25 protein-coding genes are annotated in these 22692 nt (G+C 51.9%); 3 read left to right on the top strand and 22 right to left on the bottom strand.

Annotation, left to right across the window (positions count from 1 at the left end; genetic code table 11):
• Positions 1 to 9: 9 nt before the first annotated feature.
• From VF724_RS03455 to spoIIP, 13 genes are all read right to left on the bottom strand, one after another.
• Positions 10 to 1392 (bottom strand): sensor histidine kinase, encoded by a 1383-nt coding sequence (locus tag VF724_RS03455; RefSeq protein ID WP_371752820.1) that lies wholly within the window; start codon positions 1390 to 1392, stop codon positions 10 to 12.
• Positions 1389 to 2072, bottom strand: coding sequence for a response regulator transcription factor (locus tag VF724_RS03460; protein ID WP_371752821.1), 684 nt, complete (start codon positions 2070 to 2072; stop codon positions 1389 to 1391). The genes VF724_RS03455 and VF724_RS03460 overlap by 4 nt, the downstream gene beginning before the upstream one ends.
• 109 nt (positions 2073 to 2181) lie before the next feature.
• Complete coding sequence (locus VF724_RS03465) at positions 2182 to 2553, bottom strand: hypothetical protein (RefSeq protein WP_371752822.1); 372 nt, start codon at positions 2551 to 2553, stop codon at positions 2182 to 2184.
• 14 nt (positions 2554 to 2567) lie between these two features.
• Positions 2568 to 2726, bottom strand: a complete 159-nt coding sequence (locus VF724_RS03470) for a YfhD family protein (protein WP_371752823.1) — start codon at positions 2724 to 2726, stop codon at positions 2568 to 2570.
• Between the two features lie 197 nt (positions 2727 to 2923).
• Complete coding sequence (gene dnaJ / locus VF724_RS03475; RefSeq protein WP_371752824.1) at positions 2924 to 4042, bottom strand: molecular chaperone DnaJ; 1119 nt, start codon at positions 4040 to 4042, stop codon at positions 2924 to 2926.
• A 77-nt stretch (positions 4043 to 4119) separates the two neighbouring features.
• A complete protein-coding gene (gene dnaK / locus VF724_RS03480) occupies positions 4120 to 5961 on the bottom strand; it encodes a molecular chaperone DnaK (protein WP_371752825.1) in 1842 nt (613 codons plus the stop codon).
• A gap of 60 nt (positions 5962 to 6021) precedes the next feature.
• Positions 6022 to 6624: a nucleotide exchange factor GrpE gene (grpE, locus tag VF724_RS03485; protein ID WP_371752826.1), complete on the bottom strand. Its 603-nt coding sequence runs from the start codon at positions 6622 to 6624 to the stop codon at positions 6022 to 6024.
• 150 nt (positions 6625 to 6774) lie between these two features.
• Entirely contained in the window at positions 6775 to 7800 is a 1026-nt protein-coding gene (gene hrcA, locus VF724_RS03490; RefSeq protein WP_371752827.1) for a heat-inducible transcriptional repressor HrcA, read from the bottom strand.
• A 132-nt stretch (positions 7801 to 7932) separates the two neighbouring features.
• Complete coding sequence (locus tag VF724_RS03495) at positions 7933 to 8400, bottom strand: N-acetyltransferase (RefSeq protein ID WP_371752828.1); 468 nt, start codon at positions 8398 to 8400, stop codon at positions 7933 to 7935.
• Positions 8401 to 8540: 140 nt separating this feature from the next.
• The gene (gene hemW / locus VF724_RS03500) at positions 8541 to 9695 is read right to left on the bottom strand and encodes a radical SAM family heme chaperone HemW (protein ID WP_371752829.1); all 1155 of its coding nucleotides are present in this window, start codon (positions 9693 to 9695) and stop codon (positions 8541 to 8543) included.
• Positions 9696 to 9904: 209 nt separating this feature from the next.
• A complete protein-coding gene (gene lepA / locus VF724_RS03505) occupies positions 9905 to 11719 on the bottom strand; it encodes a translation elongation factor 4 (RefSeq protein ID WP_371752830.1) in 1815 nt (604 codons plus the stop codon).
• Between the two features lie 132 nt (positions 11720 to 11851).
• On the bottom strand, positions 11852 to 12193 hold the full coding sequence (locus tag VF724_RS03510; RefSeq protein ID WP_371752831.1) for a DUF3679 domain-containing protein: 342 nt from the start codon (positions 12191 to 12193) through the stop codon (positions 11852 to 11854).
• Positions 12194 to 12229: 36 nt separating this feature from the next.
• Positions 12230 to 13534, bottom strand: a complete 1305-nt coding sequence (gene spoIIP / locus VF724_RS03515) for a stage II sporulation protein P (protein ID WP_371752832.1) — start codon at positions 13532 to 13534, stop codon at positions 12230 to 12232.
• 148 nt (positions 13535 to 13682) lie between these two features.
• On the opposite strand from spoIIP, the gene VF724_RS03520 reads away from it, so the two are divergent.
• Entirely contained in the window at positions 13683 to 14369 is a 687-nt protein-coding gene (locus VF724_RS03520; protein WP_371752833.1) for a L,D-transpeptidase family protein, read from the top strand.
• A gap of 244 nt (positions 14370 to 14613) precedes the next feature.
• Positions 14614 to 15078 carry a DUF4153 domain-containing protein gene (locus VF724_RS03525; RefSeq protein ID WP_371752834.1) on the top strand — a complete coding sequence of 155 codons (465 nt, stop codon included), beginning with the start codon at positions 14614 to 14616 and terminating at the stop codon, positions 15076 to 15078.
• An 83-nt stretch (positions 15079 to 15161) separates the two neighbouring features.
• Here the strand turns inward: VF724_RS03525 and gpr are convergent, their stop codons facing one another.
• Complete coding sequence (gene gpr, locus VF724_RS03530; RefSeq protein WP_371752835.1) at positions 15162 to 16166, bottom strand: GPR endopeptidase; 1005 nt, start codon at positions 16164 to 16166, stop codon at positions 15162 to 15164.
• A 235-nt stretch (positions 16167 to 16401) separates the two neighbouring features.
• Between gpr and rpsT the strand changes: the two genes are divergently transcribed.
• Positions 16402 to 16674, top strand: coding sequence for a 30S ribosomal protein S20 (rpsT, locus tag VF724_RS03535; protein WP_371752836.1), 273 nt, complete (start codon positions 16402 to 16404; stop codon positions 16672 to 16674).
• Positions 16675 to 16748: 74 nt separating this feature from the next.
• Here the strand turns inward: rpsT and holA are convergent, their stop codons facing one another.
• The 8 genes from holA to VF724_RS03575 form a co-directional block, all read right to left on the bottom strand.
• Positions 16749 to 17777: a DNA polymerase III subunit delta gene (holA, locus tag VF724_RS03540; protein ID WP_371752837.1), complete on the bottom strand. Its 1029-nt coding sequence runs from the start codon at positions 17775 to 17777 to the stop codon at positions 16749 to 16751.
• A 234-nt stretch (positions 17778 to 18011) separates the two neighbouring features.
• A complete protein-coding gene (locus tag VF724_RS03545; protein ID WP_371752838.1) occupies positions 18012 to 19058 on the bottom strand; it encodes an anti-sigma factor family protein in 1047 nt (348 codons plus the stop codon).
• On the bottom strand, positions 19055 to 19603 hold the full coding sequence (locus VF724_RS03550; RefSeq protein WP_371752839.1) for an RNA polymerase sigma factor: 549 nt from the start codon (positions 19601 to 19603) through the stop codon (positions 19055 to 19057). Before VF724_RS03550 ends, VF724_RS03545 begins: the two co-directional genes overlap by 4 nt.
• 264 nt (positions 19604 to 19867) lie before the next feature.
• A complete protein-coding gene (locus tag VF724_RS03555) occupies positions 19868 to 20353 on the bottom strand; it encodes a CcdC family protein (RefSeq protein ID WP_371752840.1) in 486 nt (161 codons plus the stop codon).
• Between the two features lie 223 nt (positions 20354 to 20576).
• On the bottom strand, positions 20577 to 21350 hold the full coding sequence (gene nfsA / locus VF724_RS03560; protein WP_371752841.1) for an oxygen-insensitive NADPH nitroreductase: 774 nt from the start codon (positions 21348 to 21350) through the stop codon (positions 20577 to 20579).
• 79 nt (positions 21351 to 21429) lie between these two features.
• On the bottom strand, positions 21430 to 21558 hold the full coding sequence (locus VF724_RS03565; protein WP_371752871.1) for a DUF3889 domain-containing protein: 129 nt from the start codon (positions 21556 to 21558) through the stop codon (positions 21430 to 21432).
• The gene (locus VF724_RS03570; RefSeq protein WP_371752842.1) at positions 21528 to 21638 is read right to left on the bottom strand and encodes a hypothetical protein; all 111 of its coding nucleotides are present in this window, start codon (positions 21636 to 21638) and stop codon (positions 21528 to 21530) included. The genes VF724_RS03565 and VF724_RS03570 overlap by 31 nt, the downstream gene beginning before the upstream one ends.
• Positions 21639 to 21670: 32 nt before the next feature.
• Entirely contained in the window at positions 21671 to 22645 is a 975-nt protein-coding gene (locus VF724_RS03575; protein WP_371752843.1) for an RluA family pseudouridine synthase, read from the bottom strand.
• Between the last annotated feature and the right edge of the window lie 47 nt (positions 22646 to 22692).

The raw sequence follows: 22692 nt of genomic DNA on the forward strand, positions 1-22692 counted from the left end.
ATGGTATGGTCAGCTTGTAACAATTTTGTTACGAAACACAAGCCTCATGCAGGTGCCTTGTCCGGGTGTGGAATCCGCTATGATCTCCGCCCCATGCTTGTCCGCCATTTGCTTCACGATCGCAAGTCCAAGCCCGCTCCCCTGCTCCTCCCACCTTTTGCCTTCCTTGGATCGGAAAAAGGGTTCGAACACAAACGGGAGATCCTCCTCGCGAATACCGATCCCCTGATCGCAGACGGCAAATTCAGCCGAATCCGGACCCAGCCTTTCCAATCGCACGGTGACCACGGTATCCGGCGGGGAATAGCGGATCGCATTGGAAATTAAATTATCGGCCCCCCGCAGAAACATTTCCGAATCCGCCGGCAGGCTCATCTCCTCCATGATGAATTGCAGTTCAATCCGTTTGCTGCTTGCCGCAAGCGAAAAGTGCTCTTCGATATGCCGCCTGATTTCCCCGGACGACAGCGGTCTCAAGCTCAATGGCATGTCCACCGTCCGATTGACGTTCAGCAAATCGTCGACAATCCGCTTCATTTTCCCGACTTGACCCGCCAGATCCTCGAGAAATTCCCGATGCATCCGCTCATCCCCGCGGACATGCGGCAGATTTTCCAAGATCAGCTGCATCGTGGCCACCGGCGTCTTCAATTCATGGGAGGAGGTGCTCAAAAACTGACGTTGCCGGAGCTCATACCAGTTCAGCTGCTTGACCATAGCCGAAATCGCCGCAATCAATTCCCTGAATTCATCCCTTCGCCCGTATTTCATCTCGAATTTGCGGTTTTGTGAAGAAATCCGGTTCATTCTCTCGATGATTTCCTTCATCGGACGGGTAAACCATGAGGCAATCAGGTACGAAAAAAACAAGAACAGGATCACGGCTGCCAATAAGATCCCCCCTACCAGCCTCTGAAACGAACGAATACTGCCGTATAGGTCATTGACCTCCTTGATCATCAGCAGGTAACCGGCTCCGGGGCTGCCTTCTTGCAGCTGCATCAACGTATATTGGACGTAACCGAACAAGTCCGTATGCTGGTACCGGGAGGCTGGCAGGGACGGTTCATCAAACACCTTCAAAGAAAGCACCGTGTTGATCGGAATTTGCCGGAAGCTGTCAAGCTTGACCTTCCTTTCATTATCCGCAATGAACATCCTCATGTCCAGGCGCTTGGAGTAGTATGCAAGATATCCTGCGGTGCGCTCCGGAAACTTCGGATAGCTGCCCTTGATTTGGTCCAGGATCGTCAGCCCCTGCGAAACGGCGAGATTTCTTTGGCCGTTCCACACCCTCTCTTCATAGGAATGCGTGATATAGGAATAGGATACGATACAGACAACCGCGAATAGCAGGGAATAGGCCAGCCATAACTGATGCCGCAGCTTCATGTTTCCCCACGGAATCGGTAGCCCATTCCTCTGACCGCATAAAAAAACCGTTTGTCCGTCAGCTCCTGCAGTTTTCTGCGCAGCCTGCTGACGTTCACATCCACGGTCCGGTCATTAAATTCGCTGTCCAAGCCCCAAACGGTTTCAAATAGGAAGTCCCGGGAGTATACATTCTCCGGATAGCGCATCATCACTTCCATCAGCTTGAATTCGTTGATCGTCAAAGCAGCGCTTCGGCCTTGGTATCGAACGAGCAGCTTGCTTTTATCCAGCTCTATCCCTTCATAGAAAACCACATTCTCATCGCCTTCGGACGAGGGACGGCTTCTCCGCAATAGCACATGGATCCTGGCCAACAGCTCCGACTGGTGGAACGGCTTGGTCAGATAGTCATCGGCGCAGACCTCGAGACCGATCACCTTGTCCATCACTTCGCTTTTGGCGGTCAGCATCATGATCGGCACATCCGACTGCCTTCGGATTTCCCTGCACAGCTCAAGACCGTCCATGCCCGGAAGCGACCAATCGAGCAGCAGCAGGTCGTAGTGATTGATCTGAAACAGCTTCAGCCCCTGTTCACCGTCGAAGGCCGTATCGATGTGGTAGCCTTCCTTTTCGAGGAAAAATTTGATGTTCTTGGCCATGATCTTCTCATCTTCAACGAGTAAAAGTTGTTTCATTGGAATGGGCTCCGATAATGGTAATAAACCCCCGATCGGTTCGATCGAAGGCTCCTGTAAAAAAGGTGCGCCTATGAATGAATGGGCTCAAGAATTTTGATGCCCCAAATCAAACCAATCCCCCGGCTTCCTGCACAACCTGCAGCGCCTGAGCATAGGACTGCTCGTCGACCACTGCGGTAAGCAGGATATCCCTTCCCGTAGGCCCGCCCTGTCCGCCGTCGCTCATGCCGCTTGCGCTGGGATCGGCGGACAGCAGAATGCCGACGCCTTTTTCCGAGATTTCGGCCCCCATCGTCAAACCGGCCAAGCTCACGATATTTCCCGTAAGCGGGTTGACCGGCTCGTTCACGCTTTCACCCGGATAACGGCCAAACCTGTCAATTTGCACGTCGATGGCGCGCAATGCCTCCAGCTTCCGCTTGACGCCTTCCGCTTCCTCAGGACTTTTGAAGTAGGCCAGAATGTTTTTTTCAGTCATTTCCTTGTCCTCCATCATTCATTTTTCTGTCTTTGCTCGGCCGCTTCCGCCCGTTCTACGGCTTCCAAATCATCGGCATCTGCCGCCTCCGCGGAAAATTCCACATCCTCCCGTTTGGCTACCGGGAGATTGTTGTTCTGCTGTCGATTCGTCTCTTCGTGTTGTTCATTCATGCTAGCCCTCCTCGGACTGAATTTTTCATGGATATCAACCCATATTGTGCGTTAATCGTAACGGTTTCATACTCGGAGTCTATCCTACGAAAGCAAGAGACTCCAATTGCTGAACCCACTGCAAGCAACATGAAAAATAAAAAAACCCGAGTCTCTACAGACAAGGGTTTGGTTTCTTCGTGCAAGTATGCTTGGCTTCAATCTCCGAGAATGGCTTTTTTCATGCGCTCAAAAATCGACTGCTGCTGCTCGTGCGTATGCTCGCCGCTCAATTGGGCGATCTCTCGCAGCAGCTCTTTTTGCTTGTCGCTTAAATTGGTCGGCGTGACCACCACCACTTTGACATGCTGATCCCCTTGGCCGTATCCGCGCAGCCGGGGAACGCCCTTGCCCTTCAACCGGAAATACGTGCCGGTCTGCGTGCCGGCGGGAATTTTCAGCTTGACCTTGCCCGTCAGCGTCGGAATCTCAATTTCATCCCCGAGCGCAGCCTGCGTAAATGTCAACGGGACCTCGCAATAGATATCGTCGTTTTCCCGTTCGAAAAAGTCATGCGGATTGACCCTGATGACGACGTACAAATCGCCCGGAGGCCCCCCGCGGGTTCCCGCTTCGCCTTCGCCGGATATCCGCAGCTGGGCGCCATCATCCACGCCCGCCGGAATTTTCACATGGATTTTGCGATGCTTTTTCAATTTGCCGCTGCCGTGGCATTCGGGGCATTTGTCGCGAATGATTTTGCCCGTGCCGCCGCAGGTGGAGCAGGATCGCCGGTTGACAATTCGTCCGAAGGCCGTTTGCTGCACATATTCCTGCTGACCGGTGCCCTTGCAGACGGAGCATGTCTCCGGATGGGTGCCCGGCTTGGCTCCCGAGCCGTGGCATGTGTCGCATTCTTCCGTTCTTGGAATCTGGATATCCATCTCCTTGCCGAAGACCGCTTCCTTGAATTCGATCGTCATCGTATACTGCAGATCCGCTCCCCGCTGCGGAGCATTCGGATTTCTCCGGCCGCCTCCGCCTCCGCCAAAGAACATGTCGAAGATATCCCCGAACCCGAAATCCTGCGATGAGAAGCCGCCGGCTCCCATATTCGGATCAACGTGGCCGAATTGATCGTATGTCGCTTTTTTCTGAGGATCGCTGAGCACCTCGTAAGCTTCCTTGGCTTCCTTGAATTTCTCATCCGCACCCGGCGTTTTGTTGACATCGGGATGGTACTGGCGGGCCAGCTTCCGGTAGGCTTTTTTGATTTCATCCTCGGAGGCGTTTTTGCCGACCCCCAGCACTTCGTAATAATCCCGCTTGCTCATCATTCCACCCCCATCAGTTGAACATGCAAAACGATAGTCAAAGCCAAGTTCCCCTGACTTTGACTATCTTGAAATGTATATTATTTTTTCTCTTCATCCACTACTTCGTAATCGGCGTCCACAACATTGTCTTTACCGCCTGTTTGAGCGCCTGCGCCTTGATTCGCCGCTCCGGCGTTTTGCGAAGCCGCTTGCTGCTCATAGAGCTTGACGGAAAGCTGCTGGATGATCAGATTGAGTTCATCGGCAGCTTTGCTGATCGCTTCGGCATCATTGCCTTCCAGCGCTTTCTTCACGTTTTCCTTGGCTGCGTTAGCCTTGTCGATCTCCGATTGGTCTACCTTGTCGCCGAGATCCTTGATCGCTTTGTCAACGGCGTAGATCAGCTGATCCGCCTGATTTTTCGCTTCCGCAAGCTCTCTGCGCTTGCGGTCTTCTTCCGCATGCGCATCGGCGTCTTTCATCATGCGGTCGACTTCCTCGTCGCTCAGGCCGCTGGATGCGGTAATGGTGATTTTTTGGCTTTTGCCGGTGCCTTTGTCCAGGGCCGATACATTCACGATTCCGTTGGCGTCGATATCGAAGGTGACTTCGATTTGCGGAATTCCGCGCGGTGCCGGCGGAATGTCGCTGAGCATGAATCTGCCGAGCGTTTTATTATCCGCGGCCATTGCGCGTTCGCCTTGAAGAACATGAATTTCGACGCTCGTCTGGTTGTCGGCGTAAGTAGTGAATATCTGCGATTTGCTGGTCGGAATCGTCGTATTGCGCTCGATCATTTTGGTCGATACGCCGCCGGCCGTCTCAATGCCAAGCGACAGCGGAGTCACGTCAAGCAGTACGACATCCTTGACATCGCCGGTCAATACGCCCGCTTGAATCGCTGCACCCAAGGCCACAACCTCATCGGGATTGACGCCCTTGTGCGGCTCTTTGCCGATCAATTTCTTGACCGCATCCTGAACCGCCGGGATTCTCGTCGATCCGCCGACAAGGATGACCTTATCGATTTTGTCCGGGCTTAAAGCTGCATCCTTCAACGCCTGGCGGGTCGGACCCATCGTTCTTTCCACCAGCGGGGCGGTCAATTCGTCGAATTTGGCGCGGGTCAAATTGATTTCCAGATGCTGCGGCACGCCGTCAGCCACCGTGATGAACGGCAGGGAGATCGTCGAGCTGACCACTCCGGAAAGTTCTTTCTTGGCCTTTTCCGCCGCATCCTTCAGACGCTGCACCGCAGCCTTGTCTTTGCTGAGGTCGATTCCATGCTCCTTCTTGAATTCGGCAACCAGATAATCCATAACGACCTGGTCGAAATCGTCTCCCCCAAGATGGTTGTCACCGCTCGTTGCCTTAACCTCGAAAATACCGTCGCCCAAGTCGAGAATCGAGACGTCGAACGTGCCGCCACCGAGGTCGAACACCAGAATCGTCTGATCGTTGTCTTTGTCCAAGCCGTAAGCCAGCGCAGCCGCTGTCGGTTCGTTGACAATCCTGAGCACTTCCAAGCCGGCGATTTTGCCCGCGTCCTTCGTTGCCTGACGCTGGCTGTCGTTAAAATAGGCCGGCACGGTAATTACGGCTTGCGTTACGGTTTCTCCCAGATACGCTTCCGCATCTGCTTTCAATTTCTGCAGGATCATTGCGGAAATTTCCTGCGGCGTGTATTCTTTTTCATCAATTTTTACTTTATAGTTTGTACCCATATGGCGCTTGATGGATATGATCGTCCGATCCGGATTGGTGATCGATTGGCGTTTTGCCGTCTCTCCGACGATGCGCTCTCCGTCTTTTTTGAAGCCGACCACCGAAGGGGTCGTACGGTTGCCTTCCGCATTGGGAATGACGATCGCCTCTCCTCCCTCCATCACAGCGACGCAAGAATTTGTTGTACCAAGGTCAATGCCTATTACTTTTCCCATTTTTCATTACCTCCTCTGGTTATCCATTCGTTCTGGCATAGCGGATAAGCAACCACCTGATCAGGAGCTGACTTTAACCATCGCCGGGCGAAGAACCTTGTCTTTCAGCATATAGCCTTTTTGCACTTCTTCTACCACAATGCCTTCCGCGTACTCTTTGGATTCTACCTGCATAATGGCTTGATGGAATTCCGGATTAAACGGCCGGCCGATTGTTTCCATCGGCTTCAGTCCTTCTTGTTCCAACATCTGTTCAATTTGACGGAAGATCATTTCGACGCCTTTGATGAATGCTTCGGCGTTGTCGGTGGCCCCCTTGGTCGCAAGCAGCGCCCTATCGAAGTTGTCGATAACCGGCAGCAGCTTCTCAATCAGCTGCATGGAAGCGTATTTGCTCAATTCCTCTTTTTCCTGGCGGGTGCGTCTGCGGAAATTTTCAAAATCCGCCTGAACCCTTAGGAATCGCTGATAGTTCTCGTCGGACTGCTTTCGCAATTCTTCCAATTGTGCGGAGCTGTCGGATGGATCCTGCTGTCCGGTCAAGTCGGCTTCAGCCGCCTGATCCTGAACAGCGGCATCGTCCCGATGTTCAGCCGCAGTGTCCTCGGGATGACGATTCGAATCCTGTGTGTCTTTATGATCCGCTGTTTCATTTTGACTCACGTCCAAGTTCACCTCCTTAATAACTCCCTCCGAAAATAACCGGCCTATTATGTGCAGCCGTATTATATATAAGGAAAAACTTTTACCCGCAAAATTCTTCGGGGACGCCTGGGACGTCTATCAAAGTCCTTCCGAGGAGCCAAGCAAAGCCTATTTGTACCATCGCCTCATCATGAGTTCCAAATCCCTGGAGAATCGATCGAGCAGTCCGATGACCTTGCCGTATTCCATTCGAGTAGGTCCAATTACGCCCACAGTGCCGAGCACCATTCCGTCGATGGAATACGTGGCGGTGATCAGGCTGCAGTTGTTGATCGCCTCCATGCTGTTTTCAGTCCCTATTCGCACCTGGATGCCCTGTTTGTTCGAGGAGACCAGCTTTACCATCTTCTCGGTTTCATCAAACAAATCAAGAATAGTTTTCACCTTTTCAACGTCTTTAAACTCAGGCTGACTCAAGATGTTGGTCGTGCCGCCAAGAAAGACCCGCTGGATTTCACGTTGATCCAGGACGTTCTGAATGATTTGAAACAGGCTTTCATAACGGGAAACATGCTTTTTCAATTCCTCGGAAATTTCCGAATAAAGCTTCGACTTCAATTGAAGAAGCGGCACGCCTTTTAATTTGTCGTTGAGAATCGCCACCATTTTCTCGATTTCGCTCATTGGAACGCCTGGCGGGATGCTGACCGTTTTATTCTCCACGTGGCCTGTGCTGGTGACAATGATGGCTACGGCGCTTTCTTTATCGAGCGGCAGCAATTGAAGATGTCTCAGCGAAGTGGTGAAAATCTCCGGACCCAGCACAATCGAAGTATAATTCGTCAAGCTGGACAGGATGACCGCCGCCTGCTGGACCACACCCTCGATCTCCTGAATCTTTTCCGCAAAAAAGTGTTTATAAACTTCCAGCTCGCGGTTGGATAAGAAATCCGGTTTGATCAAATGATCGACATAATACCGGTATCCTTTATGTGAAGGGATTCTTCCAGCTGATGTATGAGGCTGTTCAAGATATCCCATTTCTTCCAAATCCGACATTTCATTGCGGATGGTGGCCGGACTGAATCCCACATCCTCCCGTTTGGATATGCTGCGGGAACCGACGGGTTCTGCTGAACGAATATAATCATCGATGATCGCACTTAAAATCATCTTCTGACGTTCCGTCAACATGCGAAAAACCTCCTCATCATATGCTGATCCATGAAGCTGGTCCGAAACGAAAGAGGGTTGTAATCAGCACTCTAATGCGACGAGTGCTAAATCCTATTACAAAAATACCAAAATTCCGTATCACTTGTCAAGTCAATCCAATCGTTTCAATACTGCAATCTCGTCACAGCAATGCTGTTTTTTGCAATAAATGCAGTCCGTCCATACCTTCTCCGGAAAAATTTCCTTAGGTACGACATGAAAACCGTTCCGCTCGAAAAATTTCACTTCATAAGTCAATGCCATTACTTTGGGAATCCCCCGACGCTTGGCTTGCTCCAGCAAAAAACCGACCAACCGACTGCCGATGCCGTGGCCCTTGTATTCCTCCAAAACGCCCAGCGAACGAATTTCAACCAAATCACTGCCCAATTGGCAAAGGGAGCCGCATCCGACGACCTTTCCGGCTGCCTCGGCCACAACGAATGTATCGATGGTCGACAGAATGGTCTGCTGCGAGCGGGGCAGCATGATCCCTTTGTCCGCATATTCCCGGATGATTTGATGGATCTGATCGACATCCTCGATCACAGCTTTTCTGCAAGCCACCGTAACCGTCATCTTAACCCCCTGTGTCCGTAAAAAGAAAATGAACGGTTGATTGCCAACCGCGATTATGAATAAATATACAATATTACGAATAAAAAGTATAGGTATTTTTCGTAGATTTACGCTGATTCCGATAGACTGCTTATCCCCCGTCAGCCGGCGCCGATGAATTCCGCAAACACTTCATTGCCCAGCATCAGACCTCTCGGAGAGAGACGGTATCCTTCATCAAAGGATTCCAACAGCTCCTTGCCGATCAGCCGGTTAATCGTCCGTCCGAACACTTCCTCCAGCGAACAATGAAACTGTTCGTAGAAATCCTCCCCGCGCACGCCTCGAAGCATCCGCAATCCGACCATCATGAAATCCTCCATCGCCTCCCGCTCGCTGACTTCGGAGGTTTCCATCACCGGAACTCCCTGAAGGGCTGCATCAATATACGATTGGATGCCCTTGATGTTGATATGCCGGGTCCCCCGGACATATCCGTGCGCTCCCGCCCCCAAACCGTAGTAGCTTTGATTTCGCCAATAGGTGATGTTGTGCTTGCTCTCGAAACCCGGCCTGGCAAAATTGCTGATTTCATATTGAATGTACCCGGCTTCAAGCAGTCTGAAGATGATCCGTTCGTACATCTCCGCTTCTTCCTCTTCTTTCGGAAGGGGAAGACGGTTTTTTTGATACAGCGTGTGAAACAGGGTGTTTTCCTCGACCTTCAAGCCGTAGATGGAGTAATGCTCCAGACCGAGCTCCAATGCGGCATCCAAGCTTCGATCAAGCGTCTCCAGCGTTTGCCCCGGAAGGCCGAACATGAGGTCGATCGATAAATTGCCGAAGCCCGCCCTGCGGGCATTGTCCAAACTCCGGTACACATCGTCCGCATCGTGGATTCTGCCAATGGTTTCCAGCAGCCGGTTGTCGAATGACTGCACGCCGAAGCTGATTCGGTTGACGCCGCCCTCCTTCATCGCCGCCAGCTTTTCCGGGTCCGTGGTTCCCGGGTTGGCTTCCATGGTAAATTCCAAACGTTCGGAACGATTGGGAAAATAGGTCCGAACCATGCCCAAAAAAACCGTCATTTGCTCCGGAGTCAGTACAGTGGGCGTTCCTCCGCCGACAAAAATCGTTTCAATGCGGTCCGGAGACACCGCTTCGACGGTCTGTTCCATCTCCCGCTCAAGCGCCTGCAGATATTCCATCACAGGCTGCCCTTTCAGCACATAGGAATTGAAATCGCAGTAATGGCACTTATTCGTGCAGAACGGAATATGGATATACACCGCTTTCGGACTTGTCGTTCGGTCCATCTCCGCATTTCCTTTCTTCGGCCCCAACCAAAGTTCATTTTAGCCGGTTTTTGGGTATCGTTAAAATCCAACTTCCACTAATTTGTTAAAAAAACCCTTAAAGAGCGTGTTCAAAAAGTTGGGTCGCTGCGCAAAAGAGGTGTGCCTCCGGTCGCTGTTGAAATCGTAAAAAGAGGATTCATGCTATACCTAAGATTTTAGCCGATACCTCATTCGTCGATTTTCAGCACAGCCATGAAGGCTTCCTGCGGAACTTCCACACTGCCGACCTGCTTCATCCGCTTCTTGCCTTCCTTTTGTTTTTCCAGCAACTTCCTTTTCCGCGAGATGTCGCCGCCGTAGCATTTGGCCAGCACGTTTTTACGCATCGCTTTGACCGTCTCGCGGGCAACTACCTTTTGGCCGATAGCCGCTTGGATCGGCACCTCGAACATCTGTCTTGGGATCAAATCCTTTAATTTCTCGCACAGCACTCTTCCGCGTTGATAGGCCCTGTCCCGATGGACGATAAACGAAAGAGCGTCGACCTTTTCTCCGTTGAGCAGGATGTCCATCTTCACCAAGCTCGATCTCCGGTATCCCGACAACTCATAATCGAAGGACGCATACCCTCTGGTGCTCGATTTCAATTGATCGAAAAAGTCGTAGACAATTTCCGCCAGCGGCATATCGTAGGTCAGCGTCACCCGGTTTGTATCGAGATATTCCATATTTATAAACTCGCCGCGTTTGCCCTGGCAGAGCTCCATGATCGCTCCGACATAATCGTTGGGAACGATTATCCCGGCTTTCACGTACGGTTCCTCGACAAATTCGATTTTGCCCGGCTCCGGAAAAAGAGACGGGTTTTCGATCTTGATCACCTCTCCGTTCGTCTGCGTGACATGGAAGACAACGCTCGGCGCCGTTGTGATCAACGGAATGTTGAACTCGCGTTCAATCCGTTCCTGGATGATCTCCATATGAAGCAGCCCCAGAAACCCGCAGCGGAAGCCAAAGCCCAAAGCAGTGGAGGTTTCCGGCTCGTAGCTCAGCGAGGCGTCATTGAGCTCCAATTTCTCCAACGCTTCCCGCAAATCGTTGTAATCCTGCGTCTCGATCGGATAAAGGCCGCAGAACACCATCGGATTGATTTTACGGTAGCCCGGCAGCGGTTCTGCAGCCGGATTCTTGGCATCGGTCACGGTGTCGCCGACCCGCGTGTCCTTCACATTCTTAATCCCTGCGACAACAAAACCGACATCGCCGACCTCCAATGCATCGGTAATGGTCATTCGCGGCTTAAAGGTGCCCACTTCGATCACTTCGAACGTTTTGCCCGTGGCCATCATCTTGATTTTGGAGCCTGCGCGGATCGCTCCGTCCACGACCCGGACATAGACGACGACGCCTTTATACGCATCGTAATGGGAATCAAAGATCAACGCCTTCAACGGCTTGTCCGGGGCACCGGATGGTGCAGGCACTTTCGACACGATTTGCTCGAGAATTTCCTTTATTCCGATGCCCGCCTTAGCCGAAGCCAACACCGCTTCGCTGGCATCCAAACCGATGATATCCTCTATCTCCTGCTTCACTCGCTCGGGGTCGGCGCTCGGCAGATCGATTTTATTGATAATCGGAAGAATCTCCAGATTATTGTCAAGAGCTAGATATACATTCGCCAACGTCTGCGCCTCAATGCCCTGCGCCGCATCGACGACAAGCAGCGCCCCTTCGCAGGCAGCCAGGCTCCTGGACACTTCATAGGTAAAATCGACGTGCCCGGGGGTATCAATCAAATGAAGAATATATTCCTGGCCGTCGTCCGCCCGGTAATTGAGACGAACGGCCTGTAGCTTGATGGTAATGCCCCGCTCCCGCTCAAGCTCCATCTGATCCAGCACCTGATCCTGCATCTCCCTAGAGGACAATGCCCCGGTGAATTCCAAAATGCGGTCAGCCAGTGTGGATTTGCCGTGGTCGATATGCGCAATGATGGAAAAATTGCGTTTGCGGTTCAGTCTTTCGTGAATGTCGGACATGACCTTCCTCCTAGTTCTGCAGTCTAATCCGTTCTGCATCAATGAAAAAGCGAATCCCCGCAGGAATTCGCTCTTAATTATACCAGTAAGCTCATGCGTCAGCAATGGCGCATTCATCCGGTATCACGGCCGTCAGTCCAGCAACTTATCCAACAAGGATACAACGAAACGGAGCCCGTGGTCTGCCGTGATCTGCACGAACCGCCCGAACTTGTCAAATACATGGGTCACCGTAGAGGTCCGGTATTCCAGCTTCTGCGGTTCCGCTTTGTCGACCGGCCGGCTCCCCTGCACTCGGGGTACAGGCGCCGGTGTCAATTGCGGGACGGGGCGAACTGCCTGCAGATCTCCTCCAGCGCCGGATACCGGTCCATGGACCTGCTCGATGCCTTTGGTAGCAATGTCCACCCCGAACAAGATTCCGAAGGCCAAAAGCAGGATCATGACCAAGATCGTTGTGGAGAACCGCAGCATTTCATACACCTCGCCTTATTGAATTTCTTCCGAAACCTATTTCGCTGCCGACTGCTTGTTCGCATTCACTTTCTCCGCATCCCAGTAAATATCCGCGATCACCTTGGCCAGAATGTCGACGGTGCGGTAAGTTTCGGCCAATGTATTCTCGGGGCCACCGATCTCAATCAGCACGCTGTTGGGCGAAAACGACTGATTGTATTCCGCATTGCCGGACTTCGGTCCCTTGCCGTAAATCCCCCGCGAAACTCCCGGGTACAACTGCTCCAGCCTCGCATGTATTTTCGAAGCGAATTCCTCATTTTTCTCCCAATGCGGATTTTTATGCCCGATAATGAAATAGACCTGGGCGTAAGCCTTGCCGCCGATGTTCACCGTCGTCAAATCTCGCTCCTGGGAATCCCGGTGAATGTCAAAGAAATACGTGTAGTCGGGATTGGCGGCAAAAGCCTCTTTCACGGTTTTCAAAGAATACTTGTAAGAATAGTTGTAGTTGAAGCCCGCAACCTGACTAACATAGTCGGTGGATGAATCGACCGCGCCGACGCCAAGCTCGCCCAGCTTTGCAGCCAGCCTTTTTCCGGCCAACGTAATGTTGATCTTGGGATCGTAAGCCTGGTTGATGCCTTCGATTTTTTCTCCCCTTGCTTTGAGCTCGGGAATCCAGGACTCCCGATTATGCGAATGATAGATAAAGATCACTTTACGGCCGTTTGTGGATAATTCCGGGGACTTGTCCGATCCGCCTGATGCCCCCGATGACGAATTCTGTCCCGCATTTCCATTCTGCTGACCGTTCCCCGAATTGCCGTCGCCGCTTCCGCCGTTCCCCCTTGCAGAATTTTGCGAGTTGCCTTGAGAAGAGGAAGAGCCCTTATCCGGCTTAAGAACATCATTCGAGGGGGTGTAATCCATCGGGTAGGACGTCACATCGTTCGATAGCCCTCTGCGGAGCAAAATCGTGTCGTCCTCCATGCCCGGCACTTCTCTGGCCAGCAGGCTTTTCGGATCCTGGGGATTGATGTTCGTCAGAAATTGAAACATAAACGATGAGACATTTTTTTGTGAGAAGGTGAAGGATTCGCCCTTGCGTTGAAAGTCCGGAATTTCCATCCCGATCATGTCGGCGAAAAACCGGCTGGACACGGAAGCGGCCAAACCTTTCATTGAGGAAACAGGCGAATTCAATAATTTGGACTGCAGCATACCGGAGATACCCAGCACGATAAACATTAAAAGAGAAAGAAAAGAGAGAATCACGAACGTTTGAAACAAGACTTTGAGTTGTCTTCCTATACGGCCGGCTTGGTCAAGTTTAATCGTTAGGTCGATTTTCTTCATTGTGTTTCACTCCCGGAATCTCTCTGAGAATCTATTTATTAGAATCTATGACTCCGGGCAAAAAGCTAGAACCGAAAATTCATCATAATCGTCAAACAGTAGCGCATAATAACGGGTAAAAGTCAGGAAGTTCGGGGGATATGCCATCATGATCAAACGCATCGCGGCAATCGTATTTTGGGCAATCCTGCTATGTTCGGGGACATTCCTCGCGGGCGGAGGCGCCGCTCAACCGGCTGATGAACAACGGCCCCAAAAGAATGAAATTACGCTGCAGATCGATCCGCTTCGCAATCAGCTGAAGGTGTTCATCAACGGAAAGCTGCATCGAAAATATGAAATCGCCCTCGGCAAACCGGAGACGCCGACTCCGGTCGGCGAATTTGTCGTCATCAACAAATATAAAAATTGGGGATCGGGGTTTGGAACACGCTGGATCGGGCTGAATGTGCCCTGGGGAATTTACGGCATTCACGGAACGAACAAGCCCCACTCGATCGGCAGCGATGCCAGCCACGGCTGCATCCGGATGTACAACCGCGATGTTGAGGAAATATATGAAATCGTGCGGTTGGGGACCCGCATTTCGATTCTCGGGCATGTGTTGGGGGAGCTTGACCAGAATCCGAGAAGATTGGCGAAGGGCGATGTCGGAGCGGACGTGCAGTACATCCAAAGCCGTTTGCGCAGCGCGGGCTATTTCAACGGTCCGGTGAACGGCAAATTCGGAGAAATTACCGAGCGGGCGATCAAACGGTTCGAACAGGACCAGGGTCTTCCGGTCGACGGCGTCATGAGCCAGCATGACTACATCCGGCTGGGCTTGGTGGAATGAGAATTTTTGAACCAGATATCTTTGAACCGCACCCATCCCAGCGAATCCATCGCGATCCCTTTGACGGACGGATGGAACAGCGTTTTCAAATGTCTTTGATAAAAACACAATAGCGTATCCGTCCCGAAGACGCCTTTCAAGCAATGCAAAAAGCTGCTCCCGCTTGGCCAAAGAGCGTTCAAGCCGTATCCTTGCCATAGTCTGCTCGATTTCGCTTTTCAGATCAGGGTGAAGATGCTGTGCCATGCTCACGAACAAATCGATCAACCTGAGCTCCAAATCACTGTGGGTCATCTTGTTGTCCATCTATTTGTTCGGCTACATTTGGAGTCTGCTGCATGCGGAATCTATTGCAGGGCATGAAACGGATGCGGCGGGAGAACTTCAGAAAGGACACAAATCCGCTCCTCGGTGGGATCCGGTTACAGTTTCCACGGTACTGGCGATCATCAATCTTTTGTATTTGGGCTTTGCCGTCATTCAATTTTCCTATTTCTTCGGAGGCGGTCCCGGATCGCTTCCCGATGGGCTGACCTATAATGTAGAAATGCTCACCGCCCAATTTGATATCGCGCGTTACGAGCAGACCGGCAAATTTGACGCCCGCTACCTTGCCACGCTTTCCCCGGATGCGTATCCCGCGATTCGCCGATTAACCGGTCTGAACCCCCCCCCCGGCGGAAACACAATGGGTATTGGACCGATTTGACGAACAGATGCGCCAGCCGAGGTCGTGGAAGTCTTTTACCGTCTCGCAATGGCTGGCGAAGCATATCCGGCCGGGGTTTCCGACTAATGCGTATATGCCGAAACGTTATCCGCGTCAATCGCTTCGTGAAGCGAGGCGTTCAAGCCGCTGGCTATGATGTTCGCAATGTCCTCGATAAACTGGTCGATTTCCTTCGGCGTGACAAGCAAATCTTGTCCCATGGGGCTCAGCACTTCCCGTACCAGCTGCAGGCGTTCGCTTTCCGTGAGACCTTCGAGCAGCCCGAAAATTTTATCCGTATTGCTCGTCTGACTTTTGAAATGCTCGACCAGCAGCTCCAGAGTGCTGTTGACAATGGTCGAAGCATAGACCACGGTGGGAACGCCGATCGCAATCACAGGGACACCCAGCGTCGACAGGTCGAGTCCTTTTCGTTTGTTTCCGATTCCCGATCCCGGATGAATGCCCGTATCGGCAATCTGGATGGTGGTATTTACGCGCTCCAGCGATTGGGAAGCCAGCGCGTCCACGGCAATCACAAAATCCGGCTTGGATTTTTCAACAACGCCTTGCACGATCTCGCTCGTTTCAATTCCCGTAGTACCCAGCACCCCGGGCGCCACTGCGCTTACCTGACGGTAGCCGGAGTTGACCTTGTCCGGCATCAGCTCAAAATAATGGCGGGTAACCATAATGTTCTCGACGACAATGGGACCTAATGCGTCGGCAGTGACGTTCCAATTGCCCAGACCGATCACGAGCGCTTTGTCGCTTTTCGATATGCCGATTTTCTCCAAAAATTGTTCAAACACTCCGGCCAATTTGGTAGCCACCCGATCCTGGAGCTCAGAGTCCTTATTGCGAAGCTCGGGAACTTCAATGGTCACATAATTCCCGATTTGTTTGCCGATCGACCGGGCGCCCTCCTCCGTCTCGACCGCAATCGTCGTTACCTTGATCCCGCCGTCCTCCGATGTCTGCATATTGATTCCCGGAATTTGATCGCCGAGCGTCCGGGATGCATATTCCTTCGCTTCCAGCGCCAAATCGGTACGAATGGAAAATTTGCTTAATTCTTTGTCGGTCATGTCGATAGTTCCTTTCTTGAACAAGAATCCGTCATCGTTAATAAGTTTTGGAGATGAGTGAGGATTTTATGCACGCCTCGTCCCCCTATGACGCATCCCCGTAATCCGGCATCTTGCTTGCAGTTGAGCGATCAGTATTGATTTTTACTTTTGTGCGTGGTATCATGTTAAAAGTTGTGAAAAGACAATTAACGAACGGGTCTTTCTCGGAAAGCAAGTGTAGGAGGTGAACGTCATGCCGAACATCAAATCAGCGATTAAAAGAGTGAAAACCAACGAAAAACGTCGTTTGCAAAACGCTTCGCAAAAATCGGCTCTTCGCACCACAGTCAAATCGGTGGAAACAGCCATTGCCAATAACGATTTGGAAAATGCGCAAAAAGCCCTTCAAGCTGCTGTCAAAAAGCTGGATAAAGCAGCAACCAAAGGACTTATCCACAAAAATGCCGCAGCCCGCAAGAAATCCCGTCTGGCCAAAAAAGTCAACGGGCTTACAGTTCAGGCTTAATGATCGGCTTATCGCAACCATCTTGAACGCTTCGAAAGGAGCGGGCGGGATGGTTGTTTTCGTTATCGCCGAGTTTACGTTTCCAATCCCGCCAGCCGCAGCAAAAACAGCTCGAGCCCGAGAACCTTGTCCGTTCTGCCGCTTTTGATTCCATAGTCCAGCTCGGCCAGCTGATGGAGTATTTCCGTCAAGGTCCGCTCATCGTATTGCCGGGCCTGCTCTCCGGTGATTTTCACCGCGTACGGATGAATGCCGAGCTGGGAAGCTATCTGCTGCTGAGAGAAGCCTTTGCCGCTCAGCTCTTTGATTTGCAGCATCAGCCTGTACTGCCGGGCCAGCAGCATGACGATCTTGACCGGCTCCTCCCGGTATTTGAGCAACTCGTGCAGGATGCTTAAGGCCTGCTCGAGACGCCGCTGGACGGCTTCTTCAATCAGCATGAAAATACTCTGTTCCGTCGTTCGGGAAACGAGACGGGCCACCGCATCCTGCGTGATCGTTCCGCCTTTGCCCGCATATAGGGAAAGCTTTTCAATCTCGGCGGACAGGCTTTGCAGATGGGTTCCGCTCCGGAGAATCAGCTCCTGAACCGCCCCTTCCGCAAACGAGATTTGATCCTTCTCCGCCCGCCGCGTCACCCAATGAGTCAGCTCCTCCGCATTCATCATCGGGAACGGAATCACCGCGCCGCGGTCCTTCATCAGCTTGACGATTTTTTTACGCTCGTCCAGCTTATTTTCATTCCACGTAAACAGCACCACTGTATAATCGACCGGCGATTGAAGATACTCCATAAGCCGTTCCAGCCGATGCTCCACTTTGGAATCGTCTTTTCCGGCCGAAAAAAATCCCGCTCCGTGAGCGATGACAAGCTTTCTCGGGACCATGAACGGAATCGTCTCGGCATCCTCGATGACCGCCTCAACCGGCGTTTCGGACAAATCGTATTTGCTGACGGCAAAATCCCTGTGCTCCGGTTCGATTAATTGTTCAATCGCAAAGGATAGAAATTCGTTGATCAAAAAGCTTTCCTGCCCGTAGCATAAATAAACGGGCTGAACGTTTCCCTTCCCCAATTCTTTGGCGGCGGTGCGGTAATCCATGCAAGCTCTCTCCCGTATATCGAATATTTTCATGATAAACGAACAAAGGGGATTCCGTCAAAAAAATCAGACGGAACCCCTTTGTTCAAGCACATCTATATAAACACCCGAAAGAAGGCCTAGGATCTTCTTACGAGTGGTTATACCCGGACTGTGCTTGTTCTATTGCAATGTGTCCTCTGTTACTATACGCCGGCGGCGCGCAAAGTGTGAATCATGAAGCCGTGCCGTTTATCAATTCTCGGTTTCCGTCTTATGCTCCAAATCGACATGCACATGCGCTGCCGACTCTCCCGTATCCAAATCGAAGGCCAGCTGTTTGCCGTCTTCGGACCATTTCACATTCCGCACTTGATCCGCCGGATACATGCGCGAAACATACACATCGTTTCCGTTTTTATCCCGAACCGCCACCTCGAAGCTTCCGTCCCGCTCCAGAACGTTGGCCGTCAGCGTTTGGTCGGGCGATGAAACGGAGAGAATCGTCTTTGTCGGCGGTTCCACCTTTTGCATGCTCATGAACGTAACGGCGTGTTGATCCACGGCCACGGAATCATTCATCGTCGACGGCTTCTTTGCGGCATCAGAAGCGCCCGGCGGGGAAGTTCCTGCATCCGCATTCGCGCCGCCTGCTGAAGACCCATCGCGGCTGCCGTCCGGCGACGATGGAGCCGCAAGCCCTTGTCCCCCGGAGGAAGGCTGAAGCTTCGACATCCTTTTGCTCTCCGCCTTCTTCGTTCCCTCCGATGCGCTTTCCATATGCTCGGCGGCAGCCGGGACTTTGGCGGTGTCTTCTGCGGCTGCGGCGGAATTGCTCGCAACGCCGCCAGTCGCCGCGGAGTTTTTCAAGTAACCTTCCGCATTCTGCAAGCTCTTCGGGGATTGGTTGAAGAGGAACACACCCAGGAGAACCGCAGCCGCGGCAGCTCCTCCAGCAAGCTTCCAGGAGAGGAAGCCGTTCCTTTTGCGCTTTGGCGGAACGGGAGCGTTGGCGGCCCCGGATGAATCCGGCCGGCGCGGCGGCATGCCGTCGACATCCCCGCCGGAGGCTTTGATCCGATCTATTTCATCCAGCTTGGGCAAAATCGCATCAACCAAGCTGGATTTCGGAGCGACTTTCGGCAGTTTCTCCAATTCGGCCGCAACCGACCGGAGCCGTTCATATATGGAAGAGCAGGACGCGCAGCCAAGCAGATGATCCTGCATCTTCTCGGATTCCGGCTCCGAAAGGTCCCGATCGAGAGATCGCTGCATATATTCCATCACCTCTTGGCAAGTCATCCCCGTACACCGCCTTTCTGATAATCATGGAGTAAGGTTTGCAGCCGCTGCCGCGCCCTGAAAAGATAAGATTTAACGGTATTTAAAGGCAGATTCAGCGAATCGGCAATTTCGTTATACGAAAAATCCTGCAAATAGCGAAGAACGATCACCGCCCGATGCTGCTCAGGCAGTTTATCGATCGCTTGCTGTATATCCTTTGCAAAATCCGCGAAAATCAACTCTTCTTCCACATTGGATTCCGTACGGAAGACCATATTGTGCTCATCGATCGAGACCGTCGGTTTGAACCTCCGGAATTTATCGATGCAAATGTTCGTCACGATTCGCTGCACCCAGGTTTTAAACAATGCTTTTTCTTCATAGGTGTCTATTTTCGTATAGATGCGGATGAGCGCTTCCTGCGCGGCATCCATGGCATCCTGCTCGTTCCCCAGAATGTAGTATGCCGTACGGTACACATGGGTTTCGATGCTGCGCAAAATGGTAATCAGGGCGCCGCGATCTCCCGCCTGAGCAGACCGGATCAATTCAGGCTCTACCACGATGATCCTCCTCTCATGCAACTTTACTGACGCAAAACGGTCCATCATTGTTGCGAAAAATTGAGATTGGCTTCAATTTCAGCGTACATCCCTATAAGAATATCAAAAAAGCGCTGATGCGTGTATGCAAAAAAACCGAAAAATTCCCCCAAAAAAAAAGACCGTCTCAAAAGTCGAATGACTCAGGGGCAGTCTCATTTGGCAATCTATCAATTTAGGTCCGGCGGGAAAATATCCCCTTGCGTATCGATCGTCTCCGATATTCTAATCCTTGACGGACTGCAGCTTGAGGTATTGGTACAGCATCGCCAGACGCCACGGCAGAATCATTCCGAATGCAAGAATGAAGAATATCGCTCCGGTTTGCGGGATCGAGACGTAATGCTCCACATATCCGTGCAAAAGCATCCTCAGCACCAGCAGACCAAGCAGAATGAAAATAAACGATTTAGAGCGTTTGAGATATACTTTGCCGTCGACGATGTGAAACTTCGAAGTCTTGATCAACGGATAGGAAAAAAGCACGACTCCCGTCAAAAAAGCAACCAAAGCCCAAAGCAGCGGGATATGCGTCTGCGGCGACAAAAACATGAGAAATCCCGTGCTCATGGCAATAGGGGGAATCATGATTTTCCGGGCTGTCGTCGGTCTGGCGCTGGCGCGCAGTCTGACGAATATCACGAGCAGCGCCATCATCATGGCGCCGACGGTTGTGGCGATTTGCATGTTCAACGCACCCAAATGTGCCATGCCAGCATCCCTCCATAGCTTGCTCAAGGAATAATTATACCATATTTTACAGCAGGATACTCAAATTCATGAGCTACCCCGAAAATTCATTTCAACTAAAAAACGATTCCATATGAATTCTTCGGGGACGCTTCAGCTTGCCATCTTCATCAACTTAAGGAACCATATTCATATTTTCCCCAAAATATTCAGTCCCAAACGAATCCTGCATGATTACGACCGATCAGGTCAGCGGAAAGCCGCGTTCAGCCAGAAAGCTTTTCATGAACATCCTTCTGGGAACCTTCTTGCTGTCGATCATCGTGTCCGACCAGGTTTCTGCGCGCCGGCCATCGGTTCTGTCCAAATAATATTGCTTCATCGTCTGATCATACTCTAGCAAGTATGGGACGCTTTGCTCAAAGGGAGCATATTCGTCTTGAAAAAATACGGCCTCCCGAGGCAAGCGTGGCTTCAGTCCGGGGATATGCTCCGGATCGGGATATCCGATGCACATCCCAAACACCGGGTACACGCGCTCCGGCAACTTCAGCAATTCGGATACTTGCTGCGGATTATTTCGCAATCCGCCGATATATACAATGCCCAGGCCCAGCGCTTCGGCGGCTACCGCAGTATTCTGGGCGGCCAATGCGGCATCCACCGTCGCGATAATGAACATTTCCGTGGAATCGAGAGATGCCGTCAAATCTGCGCCAGCCCTTGAAGCGAGCCCCTCCAGCCGATGCAGATCCGCGCAAAACACAAAAAAATGCGAGCAGTCGATGACCTGCTGCTGATTGCCCGCGTATTCCGCCAGCTTCTTCCTGTTCTCAGGGTTCGTTACGTTGATGATCGAAAAGGCTTGCCCGTGACTGGAGGACGAAACAGCCAGCGTGCTGGACACAATGCGTTGAATGTCCGCTTCGGGAATCGTTTTATCGAGAAAACGCCGAATCGAACGATGCTGCTGCAAAACAGCGAGTGTTTCCGGGTTGGACTTTATTTGCAAATTCATCTGCACTCCCCCAAACGTTAACTAGTATATAAAAGGATAGCTATTATAAATTAAAGCACGTAAATTTAATCTTCGCAAATCAGCGAACGGTTTTCGTAACTCGAATGGATATGACCCGATCGCTGCCGACCTCAAAACGAATGACGACATACACTCCGAATTCCTTGGTTGCCGATTTCAGCCACAGCTTGAAGGTTTCTTCGCCGATCCCGGGGAAACCGTCCGGTAGCCCACATGCAAATAGTCAACAACATCCGCCATCTTGTAACGTTTAGCCGTTTCCATCATGGCCAATCTTCCCCATTTGGCATAGGCGGGCTTCAGCTGCGCGCATCCGGTTGTCCGAAGACCCGCAAGAATTTGACGGGAATCGGCGTCTCAAAGCGCATCGTCTCTCCGGTTTCGGGATGGATAAACTCCAGCACCCGGGCATGTAGCCCCAGGCGGCCGATCGGATTAAGGCGTGAGCCGTACTTCTTGTCTCCGACGATCGGGTGGCCGATGTCCTGCATATGTACACGGATTTGGTTTTTTCGGCCGGTTTCCAAATGAACCTCAAGCAGCGAATAATCATTCGAGGACTGCAGCACCTTATAATGCGTAATCGCTTCCTGACCGCCGTTTGGCGACGGGCTGGAGTACATCTTGAACGTCTTGGTCTCCTTCAGCCATGAAACGATCGTCCCTTCCGTCTTCTTCACCTGCCGTTCCACCAGCGCAATGTAGCTGCGTTCAAGCACGGCTTCCTGCCATGCGTTCTGCAGCGCTTGCTTGGCTTCCCCGGTTTTGGCGAACAGCATGAGGCCTGAGGTGTCCCGGTCCAAACGATGGACGACAAACACCCGGCCGCCCGGATTCTTCCGCCGCACATGCTCCATAAGCTGCCGATACGCTGTCAGCTCCTTTTCCTCCCCGCCGGCGATGGAGAGCAGGCCTGCTTCCTTGTGGATGACCAGAATCGCCTCATCCTCATGCAGAATTTGCAGACCGACCGGCTGGAAATCGACCACAATTTTGCCGTAATACAGGGCGACCATATCACCCGCTTGAAGAGGGTGATCGTGTCGGGTTGCGGCTTTCCCGTTGACCGATACCTGTCCCCGCGCAAGCATGCCTTTGATCGCATTCCTGCTTTTACCCGTTACATGCCCAAGCAAAAATTTCATCAGCTCCGAAGGCTGATCAACCTGAAACCGCGTCATCTTGTCCTGGCTTGGAGCATCGGCTTTATTGGATTGCGGCGGCCGTTGTTTTGGCAGCGGTTTTCGCTCGGATTTTCGCGGTGGTTTTCGCATGATGGGCCCCTTTGCTTTCAAACTTTTTCATTCTAAATATAACGTAT

It is taken from the genome of Ferviditalea candida (assembly GCF_035282765.1).
GTDB lineage: Bacteria > Bacillota > Bacilli > Paenibacillales > KCTC-25726 > Ferviditalea > Ferviditalea candida.

What these genes read in the sequence shown, in the direction of transcription:
- VF724_RS03510 (WP_371752831.1), bottom strand. Translation starts at nt 12,193, where the DNA reads ATGCTGCGGTTCTCCACAACGATCTTGGTCATGATCCTGCTTTTGGCC.
- VF724_RS03455 (WP_371752820.1), bottom strand. Translation starts at nt 1,392, where the DNA reads ATGAAGCTGCGGCATCAGTTATGGCTGGCCTATTCCCTGCTATTCGCG.
- holA (WP_371752837.1), bottom strand. Translation starts at nt 17,777, where the DNA reads ATGGATTACCGCACCGCCGCCAAAGAATTGGGGAAGGGAAACGTTCAG.
- VF724_RS03525 (WP_371752834.1), top strand. Translation starts at nt 14,614, where the DNA reads ATGCTCACGAACAAATCGATCAACCTGAGCTCCAAATCACTGTGGGTC.
- nfsA (WP_371752841.1), bottom strand. Translation starts at nt 21,350, where the DNA reads ATGAATTTGCAAATAAAGTCCAACCCGGAAACACTCGCTGTTTTGCAG.
- VF724_RS03470 (WP_371752823.1), bottom strand. Translation starts at nt 2,726, where the DNA reads ATGAATGAACAACACGAAGAGACGAATCGACAGCAGAACAACAATCTC.
- VF724_RS03570 (WP_371752842.1), bottom strand. Translation starts at nt 21,638, where the DNA reads ATGATGGAAACGGCTAAACGTTACAAGATGGCGGATGTTGTTGACTAT.
- VF724_RS03520 (WP_371752833.1), top strand. Translation starts at nt 13,683, where the DNA reads ATGATCAAACGCATCGCGGCAATCGTATTTTGGGCAATCCTGCTATGT.
- VF724_RS03465 (WP_371752822.1), bottom strand. Translation starts at nt 2,553, where the DNA reads ATGACTGAAAAAAACATTCTGGCCTACTTCAAAAGTCCTGAGGAAGCG.
- VF724_RS03555 (WP_371752840.1), bottom strand. Translation starts at nt 20,353, where the DNA reads ATGGCACATTTGGGTGCGTTGAACATGCAAATCGCCACAACCGTCGGC.
- VF724_RS03545 (WP_371752838.1), bottom strand. Translation starts at nt 19,058, where the DNA reads ATGACTTGCCAAGAGGTGATGGAATATATGCAGCGATCTCTCGATCGG.
- gpr (WP_371752835.1), bottom strand. Translation starts at nt 16,166, where the DNA reads ATGACCGACAAAGAATTAAGCAAATTTTCCATTCGTACCGATTTGGCG.
- lepA (WP_371752830.1), bottom strand. Translation starts at nt 11,719, where the DNA reads ATGTCCGACATTCACGAAAGACTGAACCGCAAACGCAATTTTTCCATC.
- VF724_RS03575 (WP_371752843.1), bottom strand. Translation starts at nt 22,645, where the DNA reads ATGCGAAAACCACCGCGAAAATCCGAGCGAAAACCGCTGCCAAAACAA.
- VF724_RS03495 (WP_371752828.1), bottom strand. Translation starts at nt 8,400, where the DNA reads ATGACGGTTACGGTGGCTTGCAGAAAAGCTGTGATCGAGGATGTCGAT.
- rpsT (WP_371752836.1), top strand. Translation starts at nt 16,402, where the DNA reads ATGCCGAACATCAAATCAGCGATTAAAAGAGTGAAAACCAACGAAAAA.
- dnaJ (WP_371752824.1), bottom strand. Translation starts at nt 4,042, where the DNA reads ATGATGAGCAAGCGGGATTATTACGAAGTGCTGGGGGTCGGCAAAAAC.
- VF724_RS03460 (WP_371752821.1), bottom strand. Translation starts at nt 2,072, where the DNA reads ATGAAACAACTTTTACTCGTTGAAGATGAGAAGATCATGGCCAAGAAC.
- hemW (WP_371752829.1), bottom strand. Translation starts at nt 9,695, where the DNA reads ATGGACCGAACGACAAGTCCGAAAGCGGTGTATATCCATATTCCGTTC.
- hrcA (WP_371752827.1), bottom strand. Translation starts at nt 7,800, where the DNA reads ATGTTGACGGAACGTCAGAAGATGATTTTAAGTGCGATCATCGATGAT.
- dnaK (WP_371752825.1), bottom strand. Translation starts at nt 5,961, where the DNA reads ATGGGAAAAGTAATAGGCATTGACCTTGGTACAACAAATTCTTGCGTC.
- spoIIP (WP_371752832.1), bottom strand. Translation starts at nt 13,534, where the DNA reads ATGAAGAAAATCGACCTAACGATTAAACTTGACCAAGCCGGCCGTATA.